The 20,916-nt window shown below is 64.5% G+C and carries 14 protein-coding genes; 8 read left to right on the forward strand and 6 right to left on the reverse strand.

The genetic code is table 11. The features are described from left to right. The first annotated feature begins 11 nt into the window (after positions 1-11). The 7 genes from OOB33_RS15435 to OOB33_RS15465 all read left to right on the forward strand — a co-directional run bounded on the left by OOB33_RS15435 (position 12) and on the right by OOB33_RS15465 (position 10,687). Positions 12-1,193 (forward strand): TIGR03088 family PEP-CTERM/XrtA system glycosyltransferase, encoded by a 1,182-nt coding sequence (locus tag OOB33_RS15435; protein WP_271009330.1) that lies wholly within the window; start codon positions 12-14, stop codon positions 1,191-1,193. Positions 1,194-1,201: 8 nt separating this feature from the next. Next, entirely contained in the window at positions 1,202-3,139 is a 1,938-nt protein-coding gene (locus OOB33_RS15440) for an XrtA/PEP-CTERM system amidotransferase (RefSeq protein ID WP_271009331.1), read from the forward strand. A 99-nt stretch (positions 3,140-3,238) separates the two neighbouring features. Beyond that, positions 3,239-4,555, forward strand: a complete 1,317-nt coding sequence (locus OOB33_RS15445; RefSeq protein ID WP_271009332.1) for a nucleotide sugar dehydrogenase — start codon at positions 3,239-3,241, stop codon at positions 4,553-4,555. Between the two features lie 20 nt (positions 4,556-4,575). Continuing rightward, positions 4,576-6,696, forward strand: coding sequence for a glycosyltransferase (locus OOB33_RS15450; protein WP_271009333.1), 2,121 nt, complete (start codon positions 4,576-4,578; stop codon positions 6,694-6,696). A gap of 12 nt (positions 6,697-6,708) precedes the next feature. Further along, positions 6,709-8,067, forward strand: a complete 1,359-nt coding sequence (locus OOB33_RS15455; RefSeq protein ID WP_102770247.1) for a phenylacetate--CoA ligase family protein — start codon at positions 6,709-6,711, stop codon at positions 8,065-8,067. A gap of 45 nt (positions 8,068-8,112) precedes the next feature. Next, positions 8,113-9,069, forward strand: coding sequence for a polysaccharide deacetylase family protein (locus OOB33_RS15460; protein ID WP_102770248.1), 957 nt, complete (start codon positions 8,113-8,115; stop codon positions 9,067-9,069). 7 nt (positions 9,070-9,076) lie between these two features. After that, positions 9,077-10,687, forward strand: a complete 1,611-nt coding sequence (locus tag OOB33_RS15465; protein ID WP_271009334.1) for a polysaccharide lyase — start codon at positions 9,077-9,079, stop codon at positions 10,685-10,687. Between the two features lie 33 nt (positions 10,688-10,720). On the opposite strand, the gene OOB33_RS15470 is transcribed toward OOB33_RS15465, so the two are convergent. Together OOB33_RS15470 and OOB33_RS15475 are read right to left on the reverse strand one after the other, a co-directional pair. After that, a complete protein-coding gene (locus OOB33_RS15470) occupies positions 10,721-12,043 on the reverse strand; it encodes a putative O-glycosylation ligase, exosortase A system-associated (protein WP_102770250.1) in 1,323 nt (440 codons plus the stop codon). Between the two features lie 62 nt (positions 12,044-12,105). After that, a complete protein-coding gene (locus OOB33_RS15475; RefSeq protein ID WP_271009335.1) occupies positions 12,106-13,626 on the reverse strand; it encodes an asparagine synthetase B family protein in 1,521 nt (506 codons plus the stop codon). Positions 13,627-14,271: 645 nt separating this feature from the next. On the opposite strand from OOB33_RS15475, the gene OOB33_RS15480 reads away from it, so the two are divergent. Beyond that, complete coding sequence (locus tag OOB33_RS15480) at positions 14,272-15,792, forward strand: hypothetical protein (RefSeq protein WP_207796059.1); 1,521 nt, start codon at positions 14,272-14,274, stop codon at positions 15,790-15,792. Positions 15,793-15,858: 66 nt separating this feature from the next. Here OOB33_RS15480 and OOB33_RS15485 read toward each other — a convergent pair whose 3' ends face one another. From OOB33_RS15485 to OOB33_RS15500, 4 genes are all read right to left on the reverse strand, one after another. Beyond that, on the reverse strand, positions 15,859-17,259 hold the full coding sequence (locus OOB33_RS15485) for a hypothetical protein (RefSeq protein ID WP_271009336.1): 1,401 nt from the start codon (positions 17,257-17,259) through the stop codon (positions 15,859-15,861). A gap of 100 nt (positions 17,260-17,359) precedes the next feature. Next, positions 17,360-18,253, reverse strand: a complete 894-nt coding sequence (locus OOB33_RS15490) for a sialate O-acetylesterase (protein WP_271009337.1) — start codon at positions 18,251-18,253, stop codon at positions 17,360-17,362. Between the two features lie 89 nt (positions 18,254-18,342). Continuing rightward, on the reverse strand, positions 18,343-19,422 hold the full coding sequence (locus OOB33_RS15495) for an acyltransferase family protein (RefSeq protein WP_271009338.1): 1,080 nt from the start codon (positions 19,420-19,422) through the stop codon (positions 18,343-18,345). Next, entirely contained in the window at positions 19,422-20,885 is a 1,464-nt protein-coding gene (locus OOB33_RS15500; protein WP_165794747.1) for a lipopolysaccharide biosynthesis protein, read from the reverse strand. Before OOB33_RS15500 ends, OOB33_RS15495 begins: the two co-directional genes overlap by 1 nt. Positions 20,886-20,916: the final 31 nt, after the last annotated feature.

Here is a 20,916-nt window from a genome sequence, read left to right on the forward strand (position 1 = left end):
CCCCTCACCGCATGAGCGAGCGCCGGCCTCTCGTCGTCCACCTGCTGTTCCGCTTCGACACCGGAGGGTTGGAGAACGGGGTGGTCAATCTGATCAACCACATGGACGCCAGCCGCTGGCGCCATGCGGTGGTGGCCATGACCGAGGTTACTGAGTTTCGGCGCCGCATCCAGCGAGAGGATGTGCAATTCCTGGGGTTGAACAAGCCGCCGGGGCCGGGCGTTTTGCAGTGGGGTGCGCTGTATCGCATGTGCCGTGAGCTGCGGCCCGACATCGTTCACAGCCGCAATCTGGCGGCGCTCGAAGGCCAGCTGCCGGCGTGGCTGGCCCGTGTGCCGGCGCGCATCCACGGTGAGCATGGCCGAGACATGGACGATGTGGATGGCCTCAACCGGCGCAACCGCCTGACCCGGCGCTTCTACAGCCCTTTTGTGCAGCGCTATGTGGCGCTGTCGCGCGACCTGGGCGGCTATCTGGAGAATGCGGTCGGTATTGGGTCGCAGCGCATCCACCAGATCTACAACGGGGTGGACACCGACAAGTTCCTCCCGCGCGGCGCGGCGGTGGCCTCGATAGAAGGATGTCCCTTCCAATCCGGCCCACAGCTGCTGGTGGGGACGGTGGGTCGCATGCAGTCGGTCAAGGACCAGTTGACCCTGGCCCGCGCCTTTGTCCTGGCCTTGCAGCTGCAGCCTGGCTTGCGCGAACGCCTGCGGCTGGTGATGGCGGGCGATGGCCCCCTTCGTGCTCAGGTGGCCCAGGTCTTGGCCGAAGCCGGGATGAGCGATCTGGCCTACCTGCCAGGCGAGCGGCGCGATGTGGCGGAGCTGATGCGCGGGCTGGATGTGTTTGCCCTGCCGTCGCTGGCGGAAGGTGTTTCGAACACCATACTGGAGGCCATGGCCTGCGGCCTGCCGGTGCTGGCCACCCGCGTCGGTGGCAATGCCGAGCTGGTGGAAGAGGGGCGTACCGGACTCTTGGTGCCCTCAGCCGATGTACCGGCCATGGCTGCAGGCCTGATCCGCCTGGCGCAGGACGCGGCATTGCGGGCCGATTTCGGCCAAGCCGGGCGTCAGCGGGTGGAGCAGCGCTTCAGCTTGCGTGCCATGGTCGCGGCATATGATGCTTTGTACAGCCAGGCGCTGGGGCGGCCCCCACTCGATCTCGAACACGGTCTGCGGACCACAAAGTAGAACAAGATATGTGCGGAATCACTGGAATCTTTGACACGCGTGCGGCCCGCGAGATCGATGCGGCGCGCCTGCATCGGATGAACGAGTCGCAGCACCACCGCGGCCCCGATGAAGGCAGCCTGCACACCGAACCCGGCCTGGGCATGGGGCATCGCCGGCTGTCCATCATCGACATCTCCACCGGCCAGCAGCCGCTGTTCAACGAGGATGGTTCGGTGGTCGTGGTCTTCAATGGCGAGATCTACAACTACCAGTCGCTGATCCCCGAACTGCAGGCCCTGGGTCATGTGTTCCACACCAAGAGCGACACCGAGTGCATCGTCCATGCCTGGGAAGCCTGGGGTGAGGACTGCGTGCAACGCTTCCGCGGCATGTTTGCCTTTGCGCTCTGGGACCGCAACAAGCAGACCTTCTTCATGGCCCGCGACCGCATGGGCGTGAAGCCCCTGTTCTACAGCGTGCTGGATGATGGCCAACTGCTGTTCGGCTCGGAGCTGAAGTCTCTGCTGGCCCATGGCCAGATGCGCCGCGACATCGACCCGCTGGCGGTCGAAGAGTATTTCGCGCTCGGCTATGTGGCCGAGCCGCGCTGCATCTTCAAGCAGGCGCGCAAGCTCGAGCCGGGCTACAGCCTGTGCATCCGTCGCGGCCAGCCGATTCCCGAGCCCAAGCAGTTCTGGGATGTGCGCTTCACGCTCGACCGCCAGATCGGCGTCGAGGAAGCCTGTCTGGAACTGCAGGAACGTCTCAAGGAATCGGTGCGCCTGCGCATGATTGCCGAGGTGCCGCTGGGCGCGTTCCTGTCCGGTGGCGTGGATTCCAGCGCCGTGGTGGCCACCATGGCCGGCATCAGCTCGGACGCGGTCAACACCTGCTCGATCGCCTTCGACGACCCGGCTTTCAACGAATCTGAGTTCGCCAAACTGGTGGCCGACCGCTACCGCACCGAGCACAAGGTGGAGACCGTCAAGTCCGACGACTTCGACCTGCTCGACACCCTGGCTCGGCTCTACGACGAGCCCTATGCCGACAGCTCGGCCATCCCGACCTACCGGGTCTGCCAGCTGGCGCGCAAGCATGTGACCGTGGCCCTGTCGGGCGATGGCGGTGACGAGACCTTCGGCGGCTACCGCCGCTACCGCATGCATTTGATGGAAGAGCGCATGCGCTCCATGATGCCGGCCGGCCTGCGCAAGCCGCTGTTCGGCACGCTGGGGCGCCTGTACCCCAAGGCGGACTGGGCGCCGCGCGTGTTCCGCGCCAAGACCACGTTCGAAGGCCTGTCGCGCAATGCCGTCGAGGCCTACTTCCACTCGGTGTCCATCTTGCGCGGTCCCATGCGCGAGCAGCTCTTCAGCCCGCAGTTCAAGGCCCAGCTCAGCGGTTACGAGGCCCAGGAGGTGTTCGACCGCCATGCCGCCAAGGCCCAGACCGACGATCCGCTGGCCCTGATCCAGTACCTGGACACCAAGACCTATCTGGTCGGCGACATCAACACCAAGGTGGACCGCGCCAGCATGGCGCATTCGCTGGAAGTGCGTGAGCCGCTGATGGACCATGAGCTGGTCGAGTGGGTGGCCAGCCTGCCATCGGACCTCAAGATTCGCGGTCAGGAAGGCAAGTACCTGCTGAAGAAGTCCATGGAGCCACTGCTGCCCGACGAGGTGCTGTACCGGCCCAAGATGGGCTTCGCCGTGCCGCTGGCGCGCTGGTTCCGTGGCCCGCTCAAGCAACGGGTGCAGGACGCCGTGCTCGGCCCGCGCTTGGCCGCCACTGGCTGGTTCAACCGCGAATACCTTCAGCACCTGGTCGAAGCTCATCAAAGCGGCGCCCGCGACTACAGCGCGCCGCTGTGGACGCTGCTGATGTTCGAGGCCTTCCTGCGCCAGGTGGTGGATGAAGAGTTGCCTTTGGCCGTGCACAGCCGGGACGGCGTCCCCGCCTAAGTAGGGTCTGCCCGCCTGGCTTTTTCTGACGGCGGGCTCAGCTGGATTCCGGGGCGTTCGCGCCCCGTAGCTGCAACAAGATTTCGGAGACTTTGAGCAATGAAGATCAGCATTTTTGGATTGGGCTATGTGGGCGCGGTGTCGCTGGCCTGTTTGTCGCGGGATGGCCATGATGTGGTGGGCGTGGACATCGAGCCGGCCAAGCTGGACCTGATCAAGAACGGCAAGACGCCGGTGGTCGAGGAGGGCATGGTGGAGCTGATGGCGCAAGTCGCGGCCAGCGGCCATGTCAGCGTGACGACGGACGCGGTGCAGGCCGTGCTGAGCACCGAGATCTCGCTGGTCTGCGTGGGCACGCCCTCGGCGGCCAACGGCAGCCAGGACCAGGGCGCGGTGCTGCGCCTGGCCGAGCAGATCGGTGAAGCGCTCAAGCAAAAGAGCGAGCCGCATGTGGTGGTGTTCCGCTCGACCCTGGTGCCGGGCACGGTGGAAGACGTGCTGCGCCCCATCATCGAGCGCGCCTCGGGCAAGCGCGACGGCGTGGACTTCCACCTGTGCTTCCAGCCCGAGTTCCTGCGCGAAGGCAGCTCCATCCGCGACTACGACAAGCCGCCCTTCACCATCGTCGGTGCCAACCACGAGTACGCGGCCGAGCGGCTGCAAGCCCTGTTCGGCCATCTGCCCTGCAAGTTCCTGAAGACCTCGGTGCGCGCGGCCGAGATGATGAAGTACTGCTGCAACAACTTCCACGCGCTCAAGATCACCTTCGCCAACGAAACCGCGCGCCTGTGCGGCGCTTTGGGTGTGGACGCCTTTGAAGTGATGGACCTGGTCTGCCAGGACACGCAGCTCAACATCTCCAAGGCCTATCTGAAACCGGGCTTCGCCTTCGGCGGCTCCTGCCTGCCCAAGGACCTGCGCGCGACCACGTATCTGGCCAAGACGCACGATCTGGAGCTGCCCATGCTCTCGGGCATCCTGGCCTCCAACCGCCAGCACCTGGACCTGGCGCTGGACAAGCTGCTGGCCCTGGGCAAGCGCAAGATCGGCTTCATCGGCCTGTCCTTCAAGACCGGCACGGACGATCTGCGCGAGAGCCCGCTGGTGACCCTGGCCGAGCAGCTGATCGGCAAGGGCATGCAGCTGTCGATCTATGACCCCGAGGTGCATCTGGCCAGTCTGCTGGGCGCGAACCGCAGCTTTGTGCAGAAGCACCTGCCGCACATCGGTGAGATGCTCAAGGGCGATCTGGCCGAGGTGGTGCAGGGCAGCGAGGTGCTGGTGATGGGCCTGTCGGGCGTGGAGATCGCGGCGCAGGTGGCGGGCTTGGCTCGCGCCGACCAGGACCTGCTGGACCTGGTGAACCTGCCCAACAAGGCGGACTTCAAGGCCCGGGTGCAGGGGCTGTGCTGGTGATATCGGGTGCCTCGCCCTGGTTGAGTGAAGGCCGTTGGCGCTGGGGCCAGCGCCTCGGCTGGCTGCTGGTCTTGCTGCCGCTGCTCATCCTGCTGCCGCAGGTGCTGGGCAGCACCGACCGGGTGCGCCTGCGCAATGCTCTGGTGCTGGATGAGTCGGTCAATCCGGCCATCGACTGGCCGGCGAGTGCGCCGCCGCCCAGCTTCAAGCGTGAGCAGGCGCCGGCCTCGGCGGTGTTTGTGGAGCAGGTGCGCAAGCTCGGCCTGGCCGAATTGCCCGGGCCCTGGGAGCGCTCGCTGGCGATTGCCTCCCATTTGTTGAGCTCGGCGCCGGTGCTCACCGGTGGCCCGATCCAAAGCGATCTGCAACGCACCTACCAGCGCATCGTTCAGGACGGCGAAGGCTATTGCGGCGATTTCGTGCGCAGCTTCATGGCCCTGGCTCATGCCGCAAAGATCCCCACGCGCAGCTGGGGTTTTGCCTTTGACGGCTTTGGCGGTCACGGCCACATCTGGGTGGAGATCTGGAACGAGCCCTTGGCTCGCTGGCAGTTGCTCGACGTCTTCAATAACGTCTATTTCAGCCGGGGCCAGGGGCCGCTGTCGGCGCATGAGGTGCGCGCCGCCTTGCTGGCCCGTGATGCCGAGCTGCGCATGCTGCCCATCGCGCCCAAGGCCCGCCCAGGCTATGTCGAGGACGCCAAGGCCTGGGAGTACTACCACCGCGGCGAGACCCAATGGTTCCAGTGGCTGGGCGACAACCTCGAGAGCTACGACCGCGAGCCGGCCGTGCGCATCACCGGCTCACTCTCGCGCAGCCTGGAGCAGTTCGCCGCCATCGCTACGGGCGTCTATCCCGGCATGGCGATCTGGCCCATGGCCGAGAGCCAGGCGGCGCATGCGCACCTGCGCCGTCTGAAGACGGCCTTGCCTTTGCTGGGCCTGAGTCTGGCGGCAGGCCTGGTCCTGCTGCTCCTCAGCGCCTTGCGCTTGCGCCGCCTGCGTCCGGCCTTGCAGGCTTGGTCACGTGAACACGGCCATGTGCTGCTGGTTGGGCCGCTGCCGCCGCCCGCCGGCGGCATGGCCAACCAGTGCGAACAACTCCTGCGCCTGCTCAAGGCCGAGGGTGTGCAGGTTCGCCTGCTGCGCAACAACCCACCGTACCGGCCGGCCTGGACGGGCCGTGTGCCCGTGCTCCGTGCGGTTGTTCGTTTGCTGGCTTATGTGCTGGCGGCTCGTCGTGAGATTCGCGGTGCGCGCGTGGTCCACATCATGGCCAACTCGGGTTGGGCCTGGCATTTGTTCGTGCTGCCGGTCGCGCGCCTGGCGCTGGGCCGTGGCGTGCCCTTGATCATCAACTACCGGGGTGGCCTGGCTGATGAGTTCCTCAGCCAGGGGCCGGCCCATGTGCGGCGCCTGCTTTCACGGGCCGATTTGCGCGTCACGCCCTCGGCCTTTTTGCAGCGTGTGTTTGCCAAGCATGGCCTGAGCGCCGAGATCATTCCCAACATCATCGACCTCTCTCGCTTCAAGGCCAAGACGCCTGCGGTGGCTGCGAGCGCACCGGTGCTGCTGGTGGCGCGCAACCTGGAGCCGATTTACGACAACGCCACCGCGATTCGCGCCTTTGCTCGCGTGCGTGAGCAGTTCCCGGCGGCGCGGCTGATCGTGGCCGGGGAGGGGCCGGAGCGCGCCGCTCTGCAGCAGCTGTGCGAACAGCTGCAGATCGCCGCTGCGGTCGAGTTTGCCGGGCGTGTCAACAATGCCGACATGCCCACGCTCTACCAGCGCGCCGACCTGGCCCTCAATGCCAGCACCGTGGACAACATGCCCATTTCCATCTTGGAGGCCTTCGCCAGCGGGGTGCCGGTGGTGAGCACGGATGCTGGTGGCATACCCGATTTGCTGGAGTCGGGCCGCACCGGCCTGCTGGTGCCCATCGGCGATGCCGAGGCCATGGCCGCAGCGGCGCTGCGGCTGCTGCAGGACCTGGATCTGGCCCGGCGTTTCAGCTTGGCGGCCCACGCCGAGGCGCAGCGCTACGCCTGGTCAGCAGTCAAGCCGCTCTGGCTGGCGGCCTATGACCGTGCGGGCCTGGCCCGGCAAGCCGCTGTGGCGCCGTTTCCTTCCGCCTCTGCCTGAGCCGAGAGAACCGTGAACCTCTACACCGATCTTTGTTCCCATCTGCTCTTCCCTTTGCATGAGAGGCTGAAGAGGCATGACAGCGTGGCGCGCTTGCGCCTGCTGGAGCGCAGCCAGTGGCTGTCGCCAGCAGAGCTGCAGGCCCTGCAACTCGCCCGTCTGCGCGAATTCCTGGGTGATGTGGGGCGTCACGTGCCTTACTACCGCCAGCTTTTCAAGGAGCTCAGCTTCGACCCGGCAGCCCTGCAGAGCGTGGCCGATCTGCAAAAGCTGCCCTGCCTGGACAAGCCCTTGATCCGAGCCCATCAGGACGCGCTCAAGGCCGAAGACCACGGCGTGCTGAGCCGCTACAACACCGGTGGGTCCTCGGGCGAGCCCCTGATCTTTTACATGGGCAAGGCTCGCAAGAGCCATGATGTGGCGGCCAAATGGCGCGCCACGCGCTGGTGGAATGTGGACATCGGCGACCCCGAGATCGTGGTCTGGGGCAGCCCGATCGAGCTGGGCGCGCAGGACCGTGTGCGCCGCCTGCGAGACGGGCTGATGCGCAGCCATCTGCTGCCCGCTTTCGAGATGAGCGAGGCCAAGCTGGACGCCTTTGTCGCCGACATCCGCCGCATTCGACCGGCCATGCTGTTTGGCTACCCGTCCAGCCTGTCCCTGATCGCGGCCCATGCCATGAAGCGCGGCGTGAGCATGCGCGATCTCGGCATCCGCGTGGCCTTTGTCACCTCGGAGCGGCTCTACGAAGAGCAGCGCCGCCTGATCTCGGAGGCCTTCGCCTGCCCGGTGGCCAATGGCTATGGTGCACGCGACGCCGGGTTCATCGCCCACCAATGCCCGGCCGGCAGCCTGCACATCAGCGCCGAAGACATGATTGTCGAGACCTTGGATCCTCAGGGTCAGCCGGTGGCCGAGGGCGAGATTGGCGAGATCGTCGTCACCCACATGGCCACGCGCGATTTCCCCTTCATCCGCTACCGCACCGGCGATATGGGCGTGCTGGGCAGCCAGGCTTGCGGCTGCGGCCGCGGCTTGCCGGTGTTGAAAGAGGTGCATGGCCGCAGCACCGATTTCGTGGTGGCGCAGAACGGCACCATCATGCACGGCCTGGCCTTGATCTACACGGTGCGCGATCTGCCCGGCGTCGAGAAGTTCCGCATCGAACAGCTGAGCCTGGATCACACCCAGGTGCAGGTGGTGCGTAACGCTGAATTTGATCCGGCTGGCGTGCAACGCATCGAGGACGATTTCCGGCGCAGGCTGGGTGCGGCGGTGCGCGTCGAAGTGCTGCTGGTGGACGACATCCCGGCCGAAGCTTCCGGAAAATTCCGCTACGTGATCAGCCGCGTCAAGGCTTTTGCATCTTGAGCCTGAGCTGACCACAAAGCCCCAGGCCATTGGAACCACACTGACATGCTCACGAAACTGGCTTACAGCCTGCTCTCGCCCGCCGGCGCCCGCGGGCGATTGACCATCCTGACCTTGCACCGCGTGCTGCCGCAAGCGGATGACATCTTCCCGGGCGAGGTGGACGCTGCGCGTTTCCGCGAGATCCTGGGCTGGCTGAATGACTGGGCCCATGTCATGCCGCTGGACGAAGCGGCCGAACGCCTGGCCCGTGGCAGCCTGCCGGCGCGAGCCTGCGTGCTGACGTTTGACGATGGCTATGAGGACAATGTCTCGGTGGCCCTGCCCATCTTGCAAGAGTTCCGCATGCCAGCCACCTTCTTCATCGCCACCGGCTTTCTCGGACAGGGGCGCATGTGGAACGACCGCATCATCGAGGCCATCCGGCATGCGCCGGCGGGCGCCTTGGACCTGAGTACGGTCACCGGCGATGAGCGTTCCCGCTTTCAGATCGGCGATGCCAGCAGCCGACGTCAGGCCATTGATGCGCTGCTCGGCGTGATCAAGTACCGCGTGCCGGATGAGCGTGTGCAGTGCGTCGCCGCGATCGAGACCCTGTGCGGCGGTGCCCACGATCAGGCCTTGATGATGGGCGATGCCGGCATCCGCCAGCTGCGAGCCGCCGGCATGCAGATTGGCGCGCACACGGTCAACCACCCCATCCTGGCCACGCTCGATGCGGCCGGTATGCGACGCGAGATCGGTGACAGCAAGGACTATCTCGAAGCGGTGCTGCGTGAGCCGGTGCGCCTGTTTGCCTATCCCAATGGCAAGCCGGGCCAGGACTACAACGCCGACAGCGTGGCTCAGGTCAAGGATCTGGGCTTCCTGGCTGCGGTCAGCACGGTTTGGGGCGCGGCGCGCCAGGGCGACTCGATGTTCGAGTTGCCCCGTTTCACGCCCTGGGATACGAGCCGTTTCCGCTACCGCAGCCGCATCGTCGAAAACCTGATCCGCCACTGAGGCCCACATGATTGCCTTGCGCCGCAGCCTGCTTTCCAACGCGGCGCTTTGCGCTTTCTCGTCTTTTGAAGGCGCATCGTTCTGGCGCCTCTGGGCGCGCCCGGGCTTGTGCGCTGCCGTGCTGCTGCAGACTTTGGTTTGGCCGAATCAGGCCGTGGCGCAGTTGCCCGCCAGTGCCGGGCCCGGTCTGGTGATCGGTGATGGCGAGGCGGGCCCGAGTTGCGCCTTTCTCACCGGCATGGGCGAGATCCGTTGGCAGCACCCGGGCGGCGACTGGCTCGATGCCCAGGGCAAACCGCAGGGCGACCGCGCCTTCTCGCAGATCAAGCTGCAGCGCGGCATGGGCAGGCCTTTTGTGGAGATGGACCTCAGCAGCCTGGTGCAGCGCTGGCAGGCGACGCCCAGCCTGCCTCGCGTGGTTCTGCTGCGCGCCCTGGGTGCGGCCGGGGCCGGTGACATCGTCGACTTCCACAGCAAGGAGTCACCCGACCGTGCGGCTCGCCCCATGCTCAAGCTGGAGTTGGAGGATGGCAGCCGTTTGCGACTGAGCCCGGCGGCCGATACCTTCACCGATTGCAGCAGCCTGAGCAGCCTGGGCCAGCGCCCGGAGCTCAAGTTGGGCGGCGGCCGGCATGTGCTGCTGCGCTTTGACATTCCCGAGGCGGCCAAGGTCAAGAAAGCCGTGCTCATGCTGACCTCAGACCAGCAATACGGCAGTGCCTTCATCGATATCGGCAGCTTTGCGCTCTATCCCAGCTATGCCCGGCCCGCGCAGATGCAGGAAGGGCTGGCGGCCAAGTACCCGGGCGACCAAGGCATCGCCTCCCACCCCGAAGTCTTGTTCAGCGCTGACTTCGAAGTTTCGGACTGGCTGCGCCAGTTTGGCGGCTGGGTGCTGCGAGGTGACGGCGGCGTGATCGGGCCGCAAGACTCCGCCCCTGGGTTTCAAGCCCTGTCGGGCCGGGCCCTCAAGGTGCGTATCGCCAAGGGTGAGAACCTGGGCCTGGATCTGCGCTACAAGTTCAGCGCACGTGGGCAGGCGGAGCCGGAGGACGTCTATTTCCGCTACTACCTGCGCCTGGGCCGCGACTGGCAGCCGGTGCTCGATGGCGGCAAGCTGCCCGGCATCGCAGGCACCTACGGGAAGGCCGGCTGGGGGCGGCGCAAGGCCGACGGCAGCAATGGCTGGTCGCTGCGTGGTGGCTTCGCCAAGCGCCCGGTAGGCGACCGTTCTGTGGCTGAGCTCAATGCCTTGAACTTCTATGCCTATCACGCCGACATGAAGGACGAGACGGGTGATCCCTGGGGCTGGTCACAGGGCCCAACCGGCCTGGTGCGCAATGAGCGCTGGTATTGCATCGAGCAGCGTGTGAAGCTCAACCAACCGGGCAAGTCGGATGGGATTGTTGAGGCCTGGATTGATGGTCAGCAGGTCATGAAGCGCAGCGGTGTGCGCCTGCGCGACACCAAGCGTCTGGCCATTGAAGAGGTCTGGTTCGATGTCTACCACGGCGGGGTGTCACCCGCGCCGCAGGACATGCACCTGTTCATCGACAACGTGGTGATTGCGCGCAGTTACATCGGCCCCATGCGGAAGCATCCCGGCGTCCAACCCTGAGCGGCGGCCCAGGCCGGCAATCCGTTCCGGCGTTCAACGGCCGGACAGGTTGCCGGCCGTTGTGGCGCTTGCGGGTTCCGGCGCCTGCGCCAGGGCCTTCTTCACCATGTGGTCGGCCATCATGACAATGGCGCACAGGTAGTAGGGCAGGTCGAAGTGCACCAGAGTCAGGAAAGCCCCGCCGACGGCAAACCCGAGCAAGCTGGCCTGGGTCATGCGCATCAGCAGAGGCATCCAGGACTGCAACTCCGGAATCTTCGACGCGGCAGTAGACACGCCACTGGCACGAACCCAAGTCACCACGCCGAGCAGCAGAAACAAGGCCAGGCCCGGGAAGCCGTGCTCACCCAGGGCCTGGAAGTAGATGCTGTGGGCCACCAGCACCTGCCCACCTGCGAAGTCATAACCTCCCACTTCCATGGCGGGACCGTAGAGCCGGAACACCAGCGGGTTGTCGGTGCGGAAACCAGCGCCGACAAAGGGGCGATCGAGGGCGCAATTCCACAAGGTGGTCCAGGTGTAGAGGCGCGACATGGCGGAGCCGTCGGCCTTGAAGTCCTGGATGGTGTTCATGCGCTGGTTCCAGCTGTCGGGCATGAAGATGATGGCGATGGTGAGTACCACGCCGATGCCCATCAAGGTCAACACGGGCCGGCGACTCTTCAGGCCCAGCATGCAGGCCATGGTCACGATGGCCAGCAAGGCTCCGCGTGACTGGGTGCCTAGCACGCACAAAATGCTGATCAGGCCCGAGAACAACAGGCCGCGGCGCAGCCAGCGGCGTTCGGTGATTTGGTACAGGTAGAACAGCAGGGGCAGGATGATGACCAGGGCCACGCCGATCTCGTTGTTGCCCTCGATGATGCCGCCCGATGGGCCCCAGACACGGCCGCTGCCGCCACTGGTGATGGTGAAGATTCCGCCTTTGACCCCGTAGAAAGCCAGCGAGCCCACCAAGGTCCAGACCAGCACCTCCAGCTGCTTGCGCTCGTGGATGAGCGCAATCGCCAGCATGACCATGAAGTGGATCTTGAGCACCGTGATCAGCTGTTCCATCACCAGCGCCGAGCTGTTCAGCGCAAAGATCGAGGTGACGAACATCCAGGCGATGAAAAGCAGATAGACCGTTTTGACGCTGCTCTTGGGCCAGGCCATCTTGGGCCGCATCGCGACGATACCGATCAAGGTGCAGATCGCCACAATCATGGCGAAGGGCAAGCCGCGCGCGAAGCCATAGGCCAAGCGGTAGGGGATCATCATGGCCAGCCAGACCCACACCACGGTGCCGGTCCAGGGACGCTTGATCACCATGGGCAACAGGCCCAGGATGATCGCGGTGATGATGATGTCTCTCATGGCAGTGGCCAGGCGCCCGGGGCGCGTGCGGGGTTCTTCAAGTTCGGCTCAGGCCCGCAAGCTCAGGGCGCACTGAGGCGGTAGTTGGGCTTGTGCTGCTCCAGCCATTGTTCCAGCATCATCAGGATCCAGACCATCTCGCCGTAGTAGCCCGGGTAGGCCGGCAACTGCTCGTTGAGCAGGGTGTGGATGTAGTCGGCGCGCACCAGACCACGCTCGACCAGGGCGTCCAGCGAGCGACGCGCCAGCTTTTGAAGTCCGGGGTTCTTGACCGTCCAGACGCCGAAGGGCAGGCCAAACCCCTGCTTGCGCTTGGTGATGATTTCATCCGGCAGGAAGCCGCGCAGGGCTTCCTTGAAGAACCAGCGCAGCTTCTGGCCCCGCAGCTTGAAGTTGCTGGGCAGCTGCAGGGAGAAATCCAGCAAGCCTTGGTCGAGCATGGGGAAGCCCACCGACACCCCGGCCAAGCTGGTGGCAGCTCGCACTTTGGGCAGGTCGCTTTCGCCGAGGGTGTAGCGCCAGTCGTAGGCCAGTTCGCGGTTCAATTCGCTGCAGGGCTGCGGGGTGGCGCGCCAGGTCTGGCGCTGGTGTTCCAGCGGTGCGTTCAGGTCCAGCTGGGCCAGCAGGGCCGGGCTGAGCACCTGCTCCGGGCCGACACGAGTAATCAGGTTGTAGTTGCGCAGGCGGTCGGGCATGGGCTGCTTGGCCTGGCGCACATAGCTGCCGCCTTTGCGCACCAGGGGGATGCGGCTCAAGGCGCTGTTGCCCACGATGGGCTCGATCAGGCCGGATCGCAGGATGCTGGGCACCTGCTCGTAAAAACCGAACAGGCGCTGGGTGGCATAACGCGAATTACCCCCGTACAGCTCGTCGCCGCCGTCGCCGGCGAGCAGGCGGGTCACACCGTCGTCCTTGGCCATCTTGGCGCAGTAGAAGGCGGGCAGCACCGAGGAATTGCCGAAAGGCTGGTCCAGATGGGCGGCCATGGCCGGGATGCTGCGCACGAGATCGTCCGGGGTGACGTAATACTCGTGATGCTCGGTGCCGAAATGGCGCGCCGCGAGGCGGGCGTACTCCATCTCGTCATAGCCCTCGGCATCAAAGCCGATGGAGTAGCTGGCGGCGCCCGAGGGGCTGGCGCGCATCAGCATGCCGGCCACGGTCGAGCTGTCGGTGCCGCCGCTCAGGAAACAGGCAGCCTTGCTGCCATCAAACTGGCGCTGCACCGATTGCTGCAGCAGACGCAGGAATTCCTGCTTGCCAGCCTCAAAGTTCAGTGACTTGTTTTCGTTGAACTCGGGCTGCCAGAACGGCTTGACCTCCAGCCGACCCTGATCGAACCAGGCGTAGTGCCCGGGCGGCAGGCGATAGATGCCTTTGTAAATGGTGCGGGGCGAGGGAATGCAGTGAAAGTACAGATAGTCAAACAGGGCCTGCGGGTCGAGTTCGCAGGCCTCATCGGCCAGGGTATCGGCCCGTTCGGCAAAGTGCAACTGGCCGTCCACCACCCGGTAGCACAGGCTGTAGGTTGCGAATCGGTCCTGGGCCATGAAGACCTGGCCTTGCTCGGTGCGCAATGCCACAGCGAAGTCACCTTCAGCCTCTTTCGCGGCCGTGGCCGGGCCCTGCTTCAACGCAAGCAACCATGCCGAGGCCAAACCGGTCGCTTGGTGTGCGGCCTGAACGCTGGAGTTCTTGAAACGGGGCTGGCCGAGCACAATGGGCTGAAGCGAATGGGCAGTTGTTTCCATTGGTGACAAAAAGAGTGTGAGCGCGGCTGTGTTTCGGCCGAAAGGCGTGACTATAGTGGGCGCCCTTGGATACTCAACACCTCAATCAGGGCGTCTGGGGAAAAATGTGCGTCTGCACGCTCAAGGGAAAGCATTGATTTGAAGCCAGTGATTGAAATTGTGAGTGACCTCGGTGTCGTGAGCAGGGCCGACTCAGAACTGATGGGTTCGGCCGAAGATCGAAGCGCCGATGAACGGAGCGCGGAAGACCGTCGCCTGTTCCTGCGATCATCTCTGGCTGCCTTGGGCGGTTTGTCGCTGAGTGCTTGCGGTGGCGGCGGGGGTGGGGAGGCTGATGTGGCGCCTAAGCCCGCGCCAGCACCTGCGCCGGCCCCGATCCCTGCGCCCAGCCCCGCACCATCGCCGACGCCCGCCCCGACACCTGCGCCGGTGCCAGCGCCGGCTCCTGAGCCCAAGCCGGCCCCGACGCCTGCTCCTGTGCCAGCACCTGCACCGGGTGAACTGCCTCAGTTCCTTTCCTACGATGGTGGCAGCGGCCCCAACAATACTTACTGGAGCGAGCGCCTCAAGCTGGGCTGGTTGAACTTCCGTGTCGGCGATTGGCTGGATGCCAAACAAGTGGCCCAGGGCGGCGAGCCCTATGCCACGGCCAGTGTCGCCGTAGGCTGGGTTCAGCTCGATGCGGCTGCTTTGGTCAAGCGCTGGATGGCGCAGGGCGCGAATCGCGGCTTCTATTTGCGCACCAACCAGGACTGGTCATTCCATTTCGCTGGGCGAGACCACAGCGATGCCAGTTTGAAACCCGTGCTCGAAGTTGTGACCGATACCGGCACTTATGTGCTTCCCTGTATTTGCAATGCGGCTTGGAGCCCATCTTCTTCCGCTAGCAAGAACACCCGCAGCAAATTCGAAGTGTCCAAGACCAATTGGTTTGCGGCGCTTCAATTTGATTTGAGTGGGGTGAGCGGTCAAGTGAGCAAGGCCACCATCAAGTTGTATTGCCTGGAACTCAAGTATCCGGGCAGCATTTACGCCTTTGAGCTGAATCCCCCCACGTTCCGGATCGGTGGCGGCAGTGGCACGGCGCAGCCCGGGATTGCTGCCAAGTATCCCGGTGATCAAGGCATCGAGAAACATGGCTCGGTTTTGTTCGCCAGCGATTTCTCCGTACTCGATCGCACGCGTTGGCAGGCCGGAGACATGTCGCCTGGCTTCAGCCAGGTGCAAGAGTCGCCGGCCACCGGGACCTATGTTCGTGGCGTGATCGCCAAAGGCATGTTGAAAGGCGGTGACTTGCAGCGCAATGTGGTCAGCGGCGGCGCCAAGGGCGTGCCCACTGGTGTCGAGACCCGGCTGTTTGCCCGTTACATGGTCTACCTGGAAAAGGACTGGGGCTCGACCTTGCAGGCCAACAAGATGCCCGGTTGGGATGGCCGCTTCGGTTGGTGGAACACGGCAGGCAATGGCTATTGGCAGTCCACCACCGGCAACGGTGGCTCGCCCGGTACGGGCCGCAAAGTTGCAAACAAAAGCACCGGTGGCTGGACCTATGAGGGCTGCTCCATGCGCGGCCTCGGCGGCATGGCCAGCAAGGACGGCAATCCCTACGACGGCCTGTTCACCATGGCCAACTACATGTATCACCTCGACCAGGCCTCGGCCTTTGGCGAGGATTGCTACTGGCCGGGCGTGGTCTTGAGCAAGGAGCGCTGGTTCTCGATCGAACATGAGATCGTCATGAACACCATCAGCGGTCCTTACGACGAACTGGGCAATGGTGTCGCCAACCGCGACGGCCAGTACCGGGTCTGGGTGGATGGCGTGCTGGCCTGGGAGCGCACCAACTTGCGTTGGCGCTGCCACCCTGAGATGGGCGTCCAGGGCTTCTGGCTCGACTGGTACCACGGTGGTACCGAAGCTGCCGCCGCAGATATGCACTTCCGAATGAACTCGGTCGTGATTGCGCGGGAGTACATCGGGCCGCGCAGCGCGGCCTGAGCTTGAGCCTTGCGCAGGCAAGGGGGGGCTTCCCCCTTGCTGCGCCGCGTCGCCCGGTTGGGACTGTCAGCTCAGGCGCAATACTTGCAGGGCTTCGGTGGTGCTGCTCAGTCGAATGGCTACATCAGCGCCGGCCAAGCGTGCGATGCGAAAACGACCCCAGGTGCCGTGCTGATGGCCGAGCAAGGCGGCCGGCCCGGCTTGCCGGCTGACGCGCCAATTCCGGCCTTCGAGACCGTCAATTCGATAGAGGCCGCCGTCCTTCGCATTGCTTTGCACCCAGATGCAGGCTCGGCTGTGGTCGTAGTGCATGCCGGCATTGGCCAGAGCTCCGTCGTCTGCGAGTGTGCTGGGGTTGAAGTCCAGGTGTGAACCGTCGCTGGAGCTCAGACTCAACGGCTCATGGTAGGTGGTCCAGTTGCTGGCTTGCGCGTCCAGAGCCTGACCATGGCGCACTCGGATGCCGCGTGCATCGCCAAACAGGCAGACCTGTTCGCGTCGCTCGCGCAACAAGGTCCAGCTCCGGTTGGCATAGGGCAAGGCGGTGCTGGAGCTGATGGCATTGAAGCTCAGGCGCCCCAAGCTCTGGGTGCTCCAATCGGTCGCCTCGCTGGCCGCCAGTTCAAATCTGAAATGGGCAAAGCTGTCGTGCGGCCCGTAGATGGCGCCGCCGTCCAGAAAGGCCGTGCAGTAGGACCAGTTCGCGCTGTCCCGTGTGGGATTGAACCAATGTGCGATGGAGTACTGGCCCGAGTCCAGGTTGACGATGGCTCGCGCGTTGCCAGGGCAGAACAAGCCGCCTGCGTTGGCTCCTGCGCCGGGCAGCCCCGGAGGAATCCACACCAGACCGTCGTAGCTGTGGATGGCGGCGGGAACTCCGTTGCGCAGCGGCATATTGGTCGCGTTGCCCGAGGAACGAGGCACGATTTCACCTTGGCTGAAATCCCAGCTTTGCACCATGTCGAGCGGCGCGCGATTGACGACGCGCCTGAACTGCATCTGTGCCGCATTCAAGGCATAGATGCCGGTCTCGCATTCATGGGTGTCGCCATGGCCGCCGCCGCTGATGTACATGATCTGGTTCTGATGGTCCCAGGCTGCTCCGCCCCAGGCGGCCACGATGTTCGGGCTGGCATCCCCGCTGCTGGCCTTGGCCTTCGGGTAGCGTGGGGTCTCGATCACGCGGTCCAGGACGGCGTCGCTGACGAAGAACCACCGCATCGTCGGCAGCTGGGCCCAGTCGCTGGCGAGAACGCGACCATCGGCATCGCGTGTGGGCGACCAGGTCGCGCCCTTGATCTGAAGTGGTGGTGGCGGCGCCGGGCTTGGCACTGCATTGCCATCGCCGCCGCCACCGCCACCGCCACCGCCACCACCGCAAGCCGTGAGCCCGGTACCGAGGACGGGCGCCGCGCCCAGGCCGAGGAGGGACTGCACAAACTCCCGGCGTGGCAGGCGTGATTCCATGGGGGGCTTGTCCAATTCAGGCGGGCGAGCGAGGTACGTGCTTGGCGTGTTCACGGGGCTCGATGCGTTGGCGTGAGGTTAAGCGCTTGCGGGCTACGCCTCAGTGTTTGAGAGCTTCGGCAATGGACTCGGCCCAGAGCTGTGCCGCAGCCTCTTGGCCAGCGCCCGAAAAGTGGCAGCCATCCCGTCGCAGCGAGATGTCGGTCAATGTGTCTGTATCCGGTCCCAGGCGCAGTTGGGCGTGGGCTTTGCTCAAGGCCAGCAGTGCCGCACGGATCGCCACCGGACCCTCATCCGCGCGCCGGCTGGCAGCGCTCGCCTTGGGATCGAACTCGCAGTGGGTGGAGCGGGCCAGCAAGACCGGTGCTTGAATCCCCGCGTTCTGCAACTGGGTGAGCAGCCGTTGCCAGGCATGCTGATAGTTGGTGCTTGTCGTGCCCGCCAAGGCATCGGCTTCGCCTTGTTGCCAGAGCACCAGATCAGGGGCCCAGCCGGCCGCTTTCAGCGCGTGAAGCTCCTGCTGCAAGGCCCGATTCAGAGGACTGCTGGGACGGCTCCAGTCTTCGATGGTGGTGGATTGCACCGCCATCACCGCCAATTGGGGCGTTCGCATCAAGCCTTGTTGTTGCAGGGCTTGCGGCAGGCGACTCCAAATGCTGCGACCATCGCCGCTGGCGCCTGGCAAGGGGTCTTGGGTCCACAGGCATTGTGAGCCGTGTTGGACTTGCACCCAGCGTGGCAGCAAGGCTTGACGGGTGGGCTGCGGACCATGGTTGCCGGCATTGGATTGCCCAAGAATCAACAGCTTGAGCGGAGCTGCCATCGTGCCGCCGAGATCGTCATCACAAGGTCGGCTGTGGGCTGCTGGCTGTGCCCGACCCATCAGTTCGCTGTTCAGCCAAGCGTCACGCCGGCTTTGCTTCAGCCATTGAAGAGCTAAGCTGGCGCACAGGGCGATCAGGGCCAGGAGGATCAGCAGACCAGCGGCCCACATGGATTTGCGCCGGCGAGGCCGCGAGTTCTGGATGTCCCGCGCGCCTTGTTCGACCGCGAGGTCAACGGTTGAGGGCTTCAAGTGCAAATTCAGACGGAGCGAGGTGAGGCCGTGTGCCCTTGCTGCCTTTGCGCCCAGCGGCGCCGAATGGCGGCCATGGCTGGGCGCTCAACCCATTGGGTGATCAGGTGGGCCAATGCTAGGCTGAAGAGCAGGGCCAGGGCCACGACCACATCGATGGGCATGCCGCGGGCGAGCAACTGGTTCATCAACACCCAACCGATGTTCTCGTGCAGCAGATAGAGCGGATAGGAAATGGCGCCCAGCCAGCCCAGCAGACGCAGGCGCAACATGGGCAAGCGCCCCAAGGCCGCTGCATGGACCACCAGCGTCAAACTGGCGGCCAGCACAGCCATGTGCCAACCTTCGCCCCAGGCGATGGTCAGCAGGGCCAGCAGCACCGAAATGGCAATGCTGCGCTTCAGGGCCGGTGCAGGAGTTGTCGTCGGTTCAGCCAGTTGGGTCAGCTGGCGCACGCAGATGCCCAGCGCAAACCAAGGCGCCGTGCCCAGGAACAGGGCGCGATGAAGGATCCAGGGCAGATCGATGCTCAGGAACTGCGCGCATGCCAGGTACACCAGCTTGATCGAAAGCAGCACTGCGATGGCCCGGTGCACGGCTGACAACTGTCCGACCCGGTACAAGGTGAACATGGCGATGTAGAACAACATCTCCACCTCTAGCGTCCAGTAGACGCCGTCGACATGCGGAATGTGGGCGAAGCCGTGCAACATGACGACATTGGCCGCGGCCTGCCAGGCGCTGACCTCTTTGCCGGGCAAGCCGAAGATGCTGACCACAGTGAATGTCAGGGCAATCGCCAGCCAATAGGACGGGAACAAGCGGCTGAAGCGCGAGACCACGAAATCCATGGGCTGACGGCAACGGTCCAGAGTCATGAAGATGACGAAGCCGCTGATGATGAAGAACAGATTGACGCCCAGATGACCCCATGGCACTGAAAAGCTTGCCGCGGTGGCTGGCGTAAACAGCTTTTGATGCTGGGTGGTGTAGTGAAAGAACACCACCGCCAGTGCGGCCAGGCCGCGCAGGGCGTCGACCTGGTCCAGGCGTGTCGGTGCAGCGGCGGCACGGGCGGTCGAGCTCATCAGGCAGCGTGCTTTCTCAGCTTGAGTTTCTGGGCCAATGCCCCTCCCAGCGTGCTGAATTCGAGCCATAGCGGGTGTTTGAACGCGCGAATCGCCAGCAGCCAGACCGGGACGGACAGGCCTGCTGCGGCCAGCAGCAGGCGCACGAAGTTGTCCGCATTCAAAGGCACGGCCTGCAGCAGCAGCCATGCGGGAATGAAGCTCAGCACCGCCACCATGGCGCTGCTGCGGCAAGCTTCAAACAGGTGTTGAAGTCGGAAACCAACGATCTTGTGCAAAAGGGCATGCGACAGCGCGCCAGTGGCCAAGGCGGCAAGCAGCAAACCCCAGCAGGCTCCCACCAGACCGAATGGAATCACCAAGGCCAAGGCGGCCAGTCGGAAACATTGAGTGGCGAATTGCAGCTTGGTCGCCAGGTCGATGCGGCCTTGGGCAATCAGCATTTCACCGGCCAGGTAGTAGGGCAGTTCGGCTGCGGCCACCAGGCACAGGATTTGCGCCAGCGGCACACTGTCCAGCCATTGCGAACCGTAAAGAATGCGTATGGCCGAATAGGCCAGCAAGCCGATGAAAAGAAAAAAGGGCCAGCCGATGCCGGTCAACAGGGCCAGGGCCTTGATATAGCCGGTCTTGGCATCTTCGCCGGCGCGGGCCGCGCGGGCGAAGTAGGGCAGGCAAATCGGCATGACCGCGCGCAAGACCGTGCGGTTGAAAATTTCCATCAAGCCATTGGCCCGGCTGTAGAAGGCCACGGCCGCCATATCGAGCACGCGTCCGATCACGGCCTCCGGCGCGCTGCGGCCGGCTTGTGAGAACAAGTAGATGCCCGTGGCCTGTTTGCCAAATCGGATGACCTCGCCGATGCCCTTGAGCCCTGGCCAACGGGGCATGCTGGCTGGTCGCATGAAGTTGGCCAAAGCCACGGTCCAGACGATGGAGGCCAGCGAGGACCAGGCCATGCTCATATAGCCCAGGCCGCCCAGCGCACAGGCCATGACCACGATGAAACCGACGATATTGGCGCTGATATTGACCAGGAAGATCGGCCGGTAGTTCATGTCGCGCCGGAAGCAGGCCATGGTCACGGCGCCAAAAGGCACCAACAGAAAATTCAGCGAAAGCACCCGCAAAACGTCGGTCACTCCGTCTTGGCGATAGAACTCTCCGACCCAGCTGCTGCCGAAGAAAAGCAAAGCGGCCATCAGCCAAGACACGCCGATGTTGGCTGCCAGCGAGGCCCGGATCTTGTCCGCGGTCAGCTCTTTCTCCTGGATCAGGTACTCAGCCACGCCGAAGTCCCGAAATGTGGAGGCCAGGCTGGACAGCACCGCAGCGACGGCAAAGATGCCGATCTCAGTCGGATTCAAGAGCCGGGAAATGACCAGGGTGCTCAGCAATTGCAGCACCACGCCCAGATAGTTGTCGGCCAGTGAGTAAGCCAGGGAGCGACGGACAGTGGTCATCGGGAAAACGCAATCTCGTGGGCAGACATGG

The organism is Paucibacter sp. B51 (assembly GCF_027863535.1).
Lineage (GTDB): Bacteria > Pseudomonadota > Gammaproteobacteria > Burkholderiales > Burkholderiaceae_C > Paucibacter_A > Paucibacter_A aquatilis.

What these genes read in the sequence shown, in the direction of transcription:
- OOB33_RS15495 (WP_271009338.1), bottom strand. Translation starts at nt 19,422, where the DNA reads ATGAGCTCGACCGCCCGTGCCGCCGCTGCACCGACACGCCTGGACCAG.
- OOB33_RS15485 (WP_271009336.1), bottom strand. Translation starts at nt 17,259, where the DNA reads ATGGAATCACGCCTGCCACGCCGGGAGTTTGTGCAGTCCCTCCTCGGC.
- OOB33_RS15465 (WP_271009334.1), top strand. Translation starts at nt 9,077, where the DNA reads ATGATTGCCTTGCGCCGCAGCCTGCTTTCCAACGCGGCGCTTTGCGCT.
- OOB33_RS15460 (WP_102770248.1), top strand. Translation starts at nt 8,113, where the DNA reads ATGCTCACGAAACTGGCTTACAGCCTGCTCTCGCCCGCCGGCGCCCGC.
- OOB33_RS15490 (WP_271009337.1), bottom strand. Translation starts at nt 18,253, where the DNA reads ATGTGGGCCGCTGGTCTGCTGATCCTCCTGGCCCTGATCGCCCTGTGC.
- OOB33_RS15440 (WP_271009331.1), top strand. Translation starts at nt 1,202, where the DNA reads ATGTGCGGAATCACTGGAATCTTTGACACGCGTGCGGCCCGCGAGATC.
- OOB33_RS15435 (WP_271009330.1), top strand. Translation starts at nt 12, where the DNA reads ATGAGCGAGCGCCGGCCTCTCGTCGTCCACCTGCTGTTCCGCTTCGAC.
- OOB33_RS15445 (WP_271009332.1), top strand. Translation starts at nt 3,239, where the DNA reads ATGAAGATCAGCATTTTTGGATTGGGCTATGTGGGCGCGGTGTCGCTG.
- OOB33_RS15500 (WP_165794747.1), bottom strand. Translation starts at nt 20,885, where the DNA reads ATGACCACTGTCCGTCGCTCCCTGGCTTACTCACTGGCCGACAACTAT.
- OOB33_RS15470 (WP_102770250.1), bottom strand. Translation starts at nt 12,043, where the DNA reads ATGAGAGACATCATCATCACCGCGATCATCCTGGGCCTGTTGCCCATG.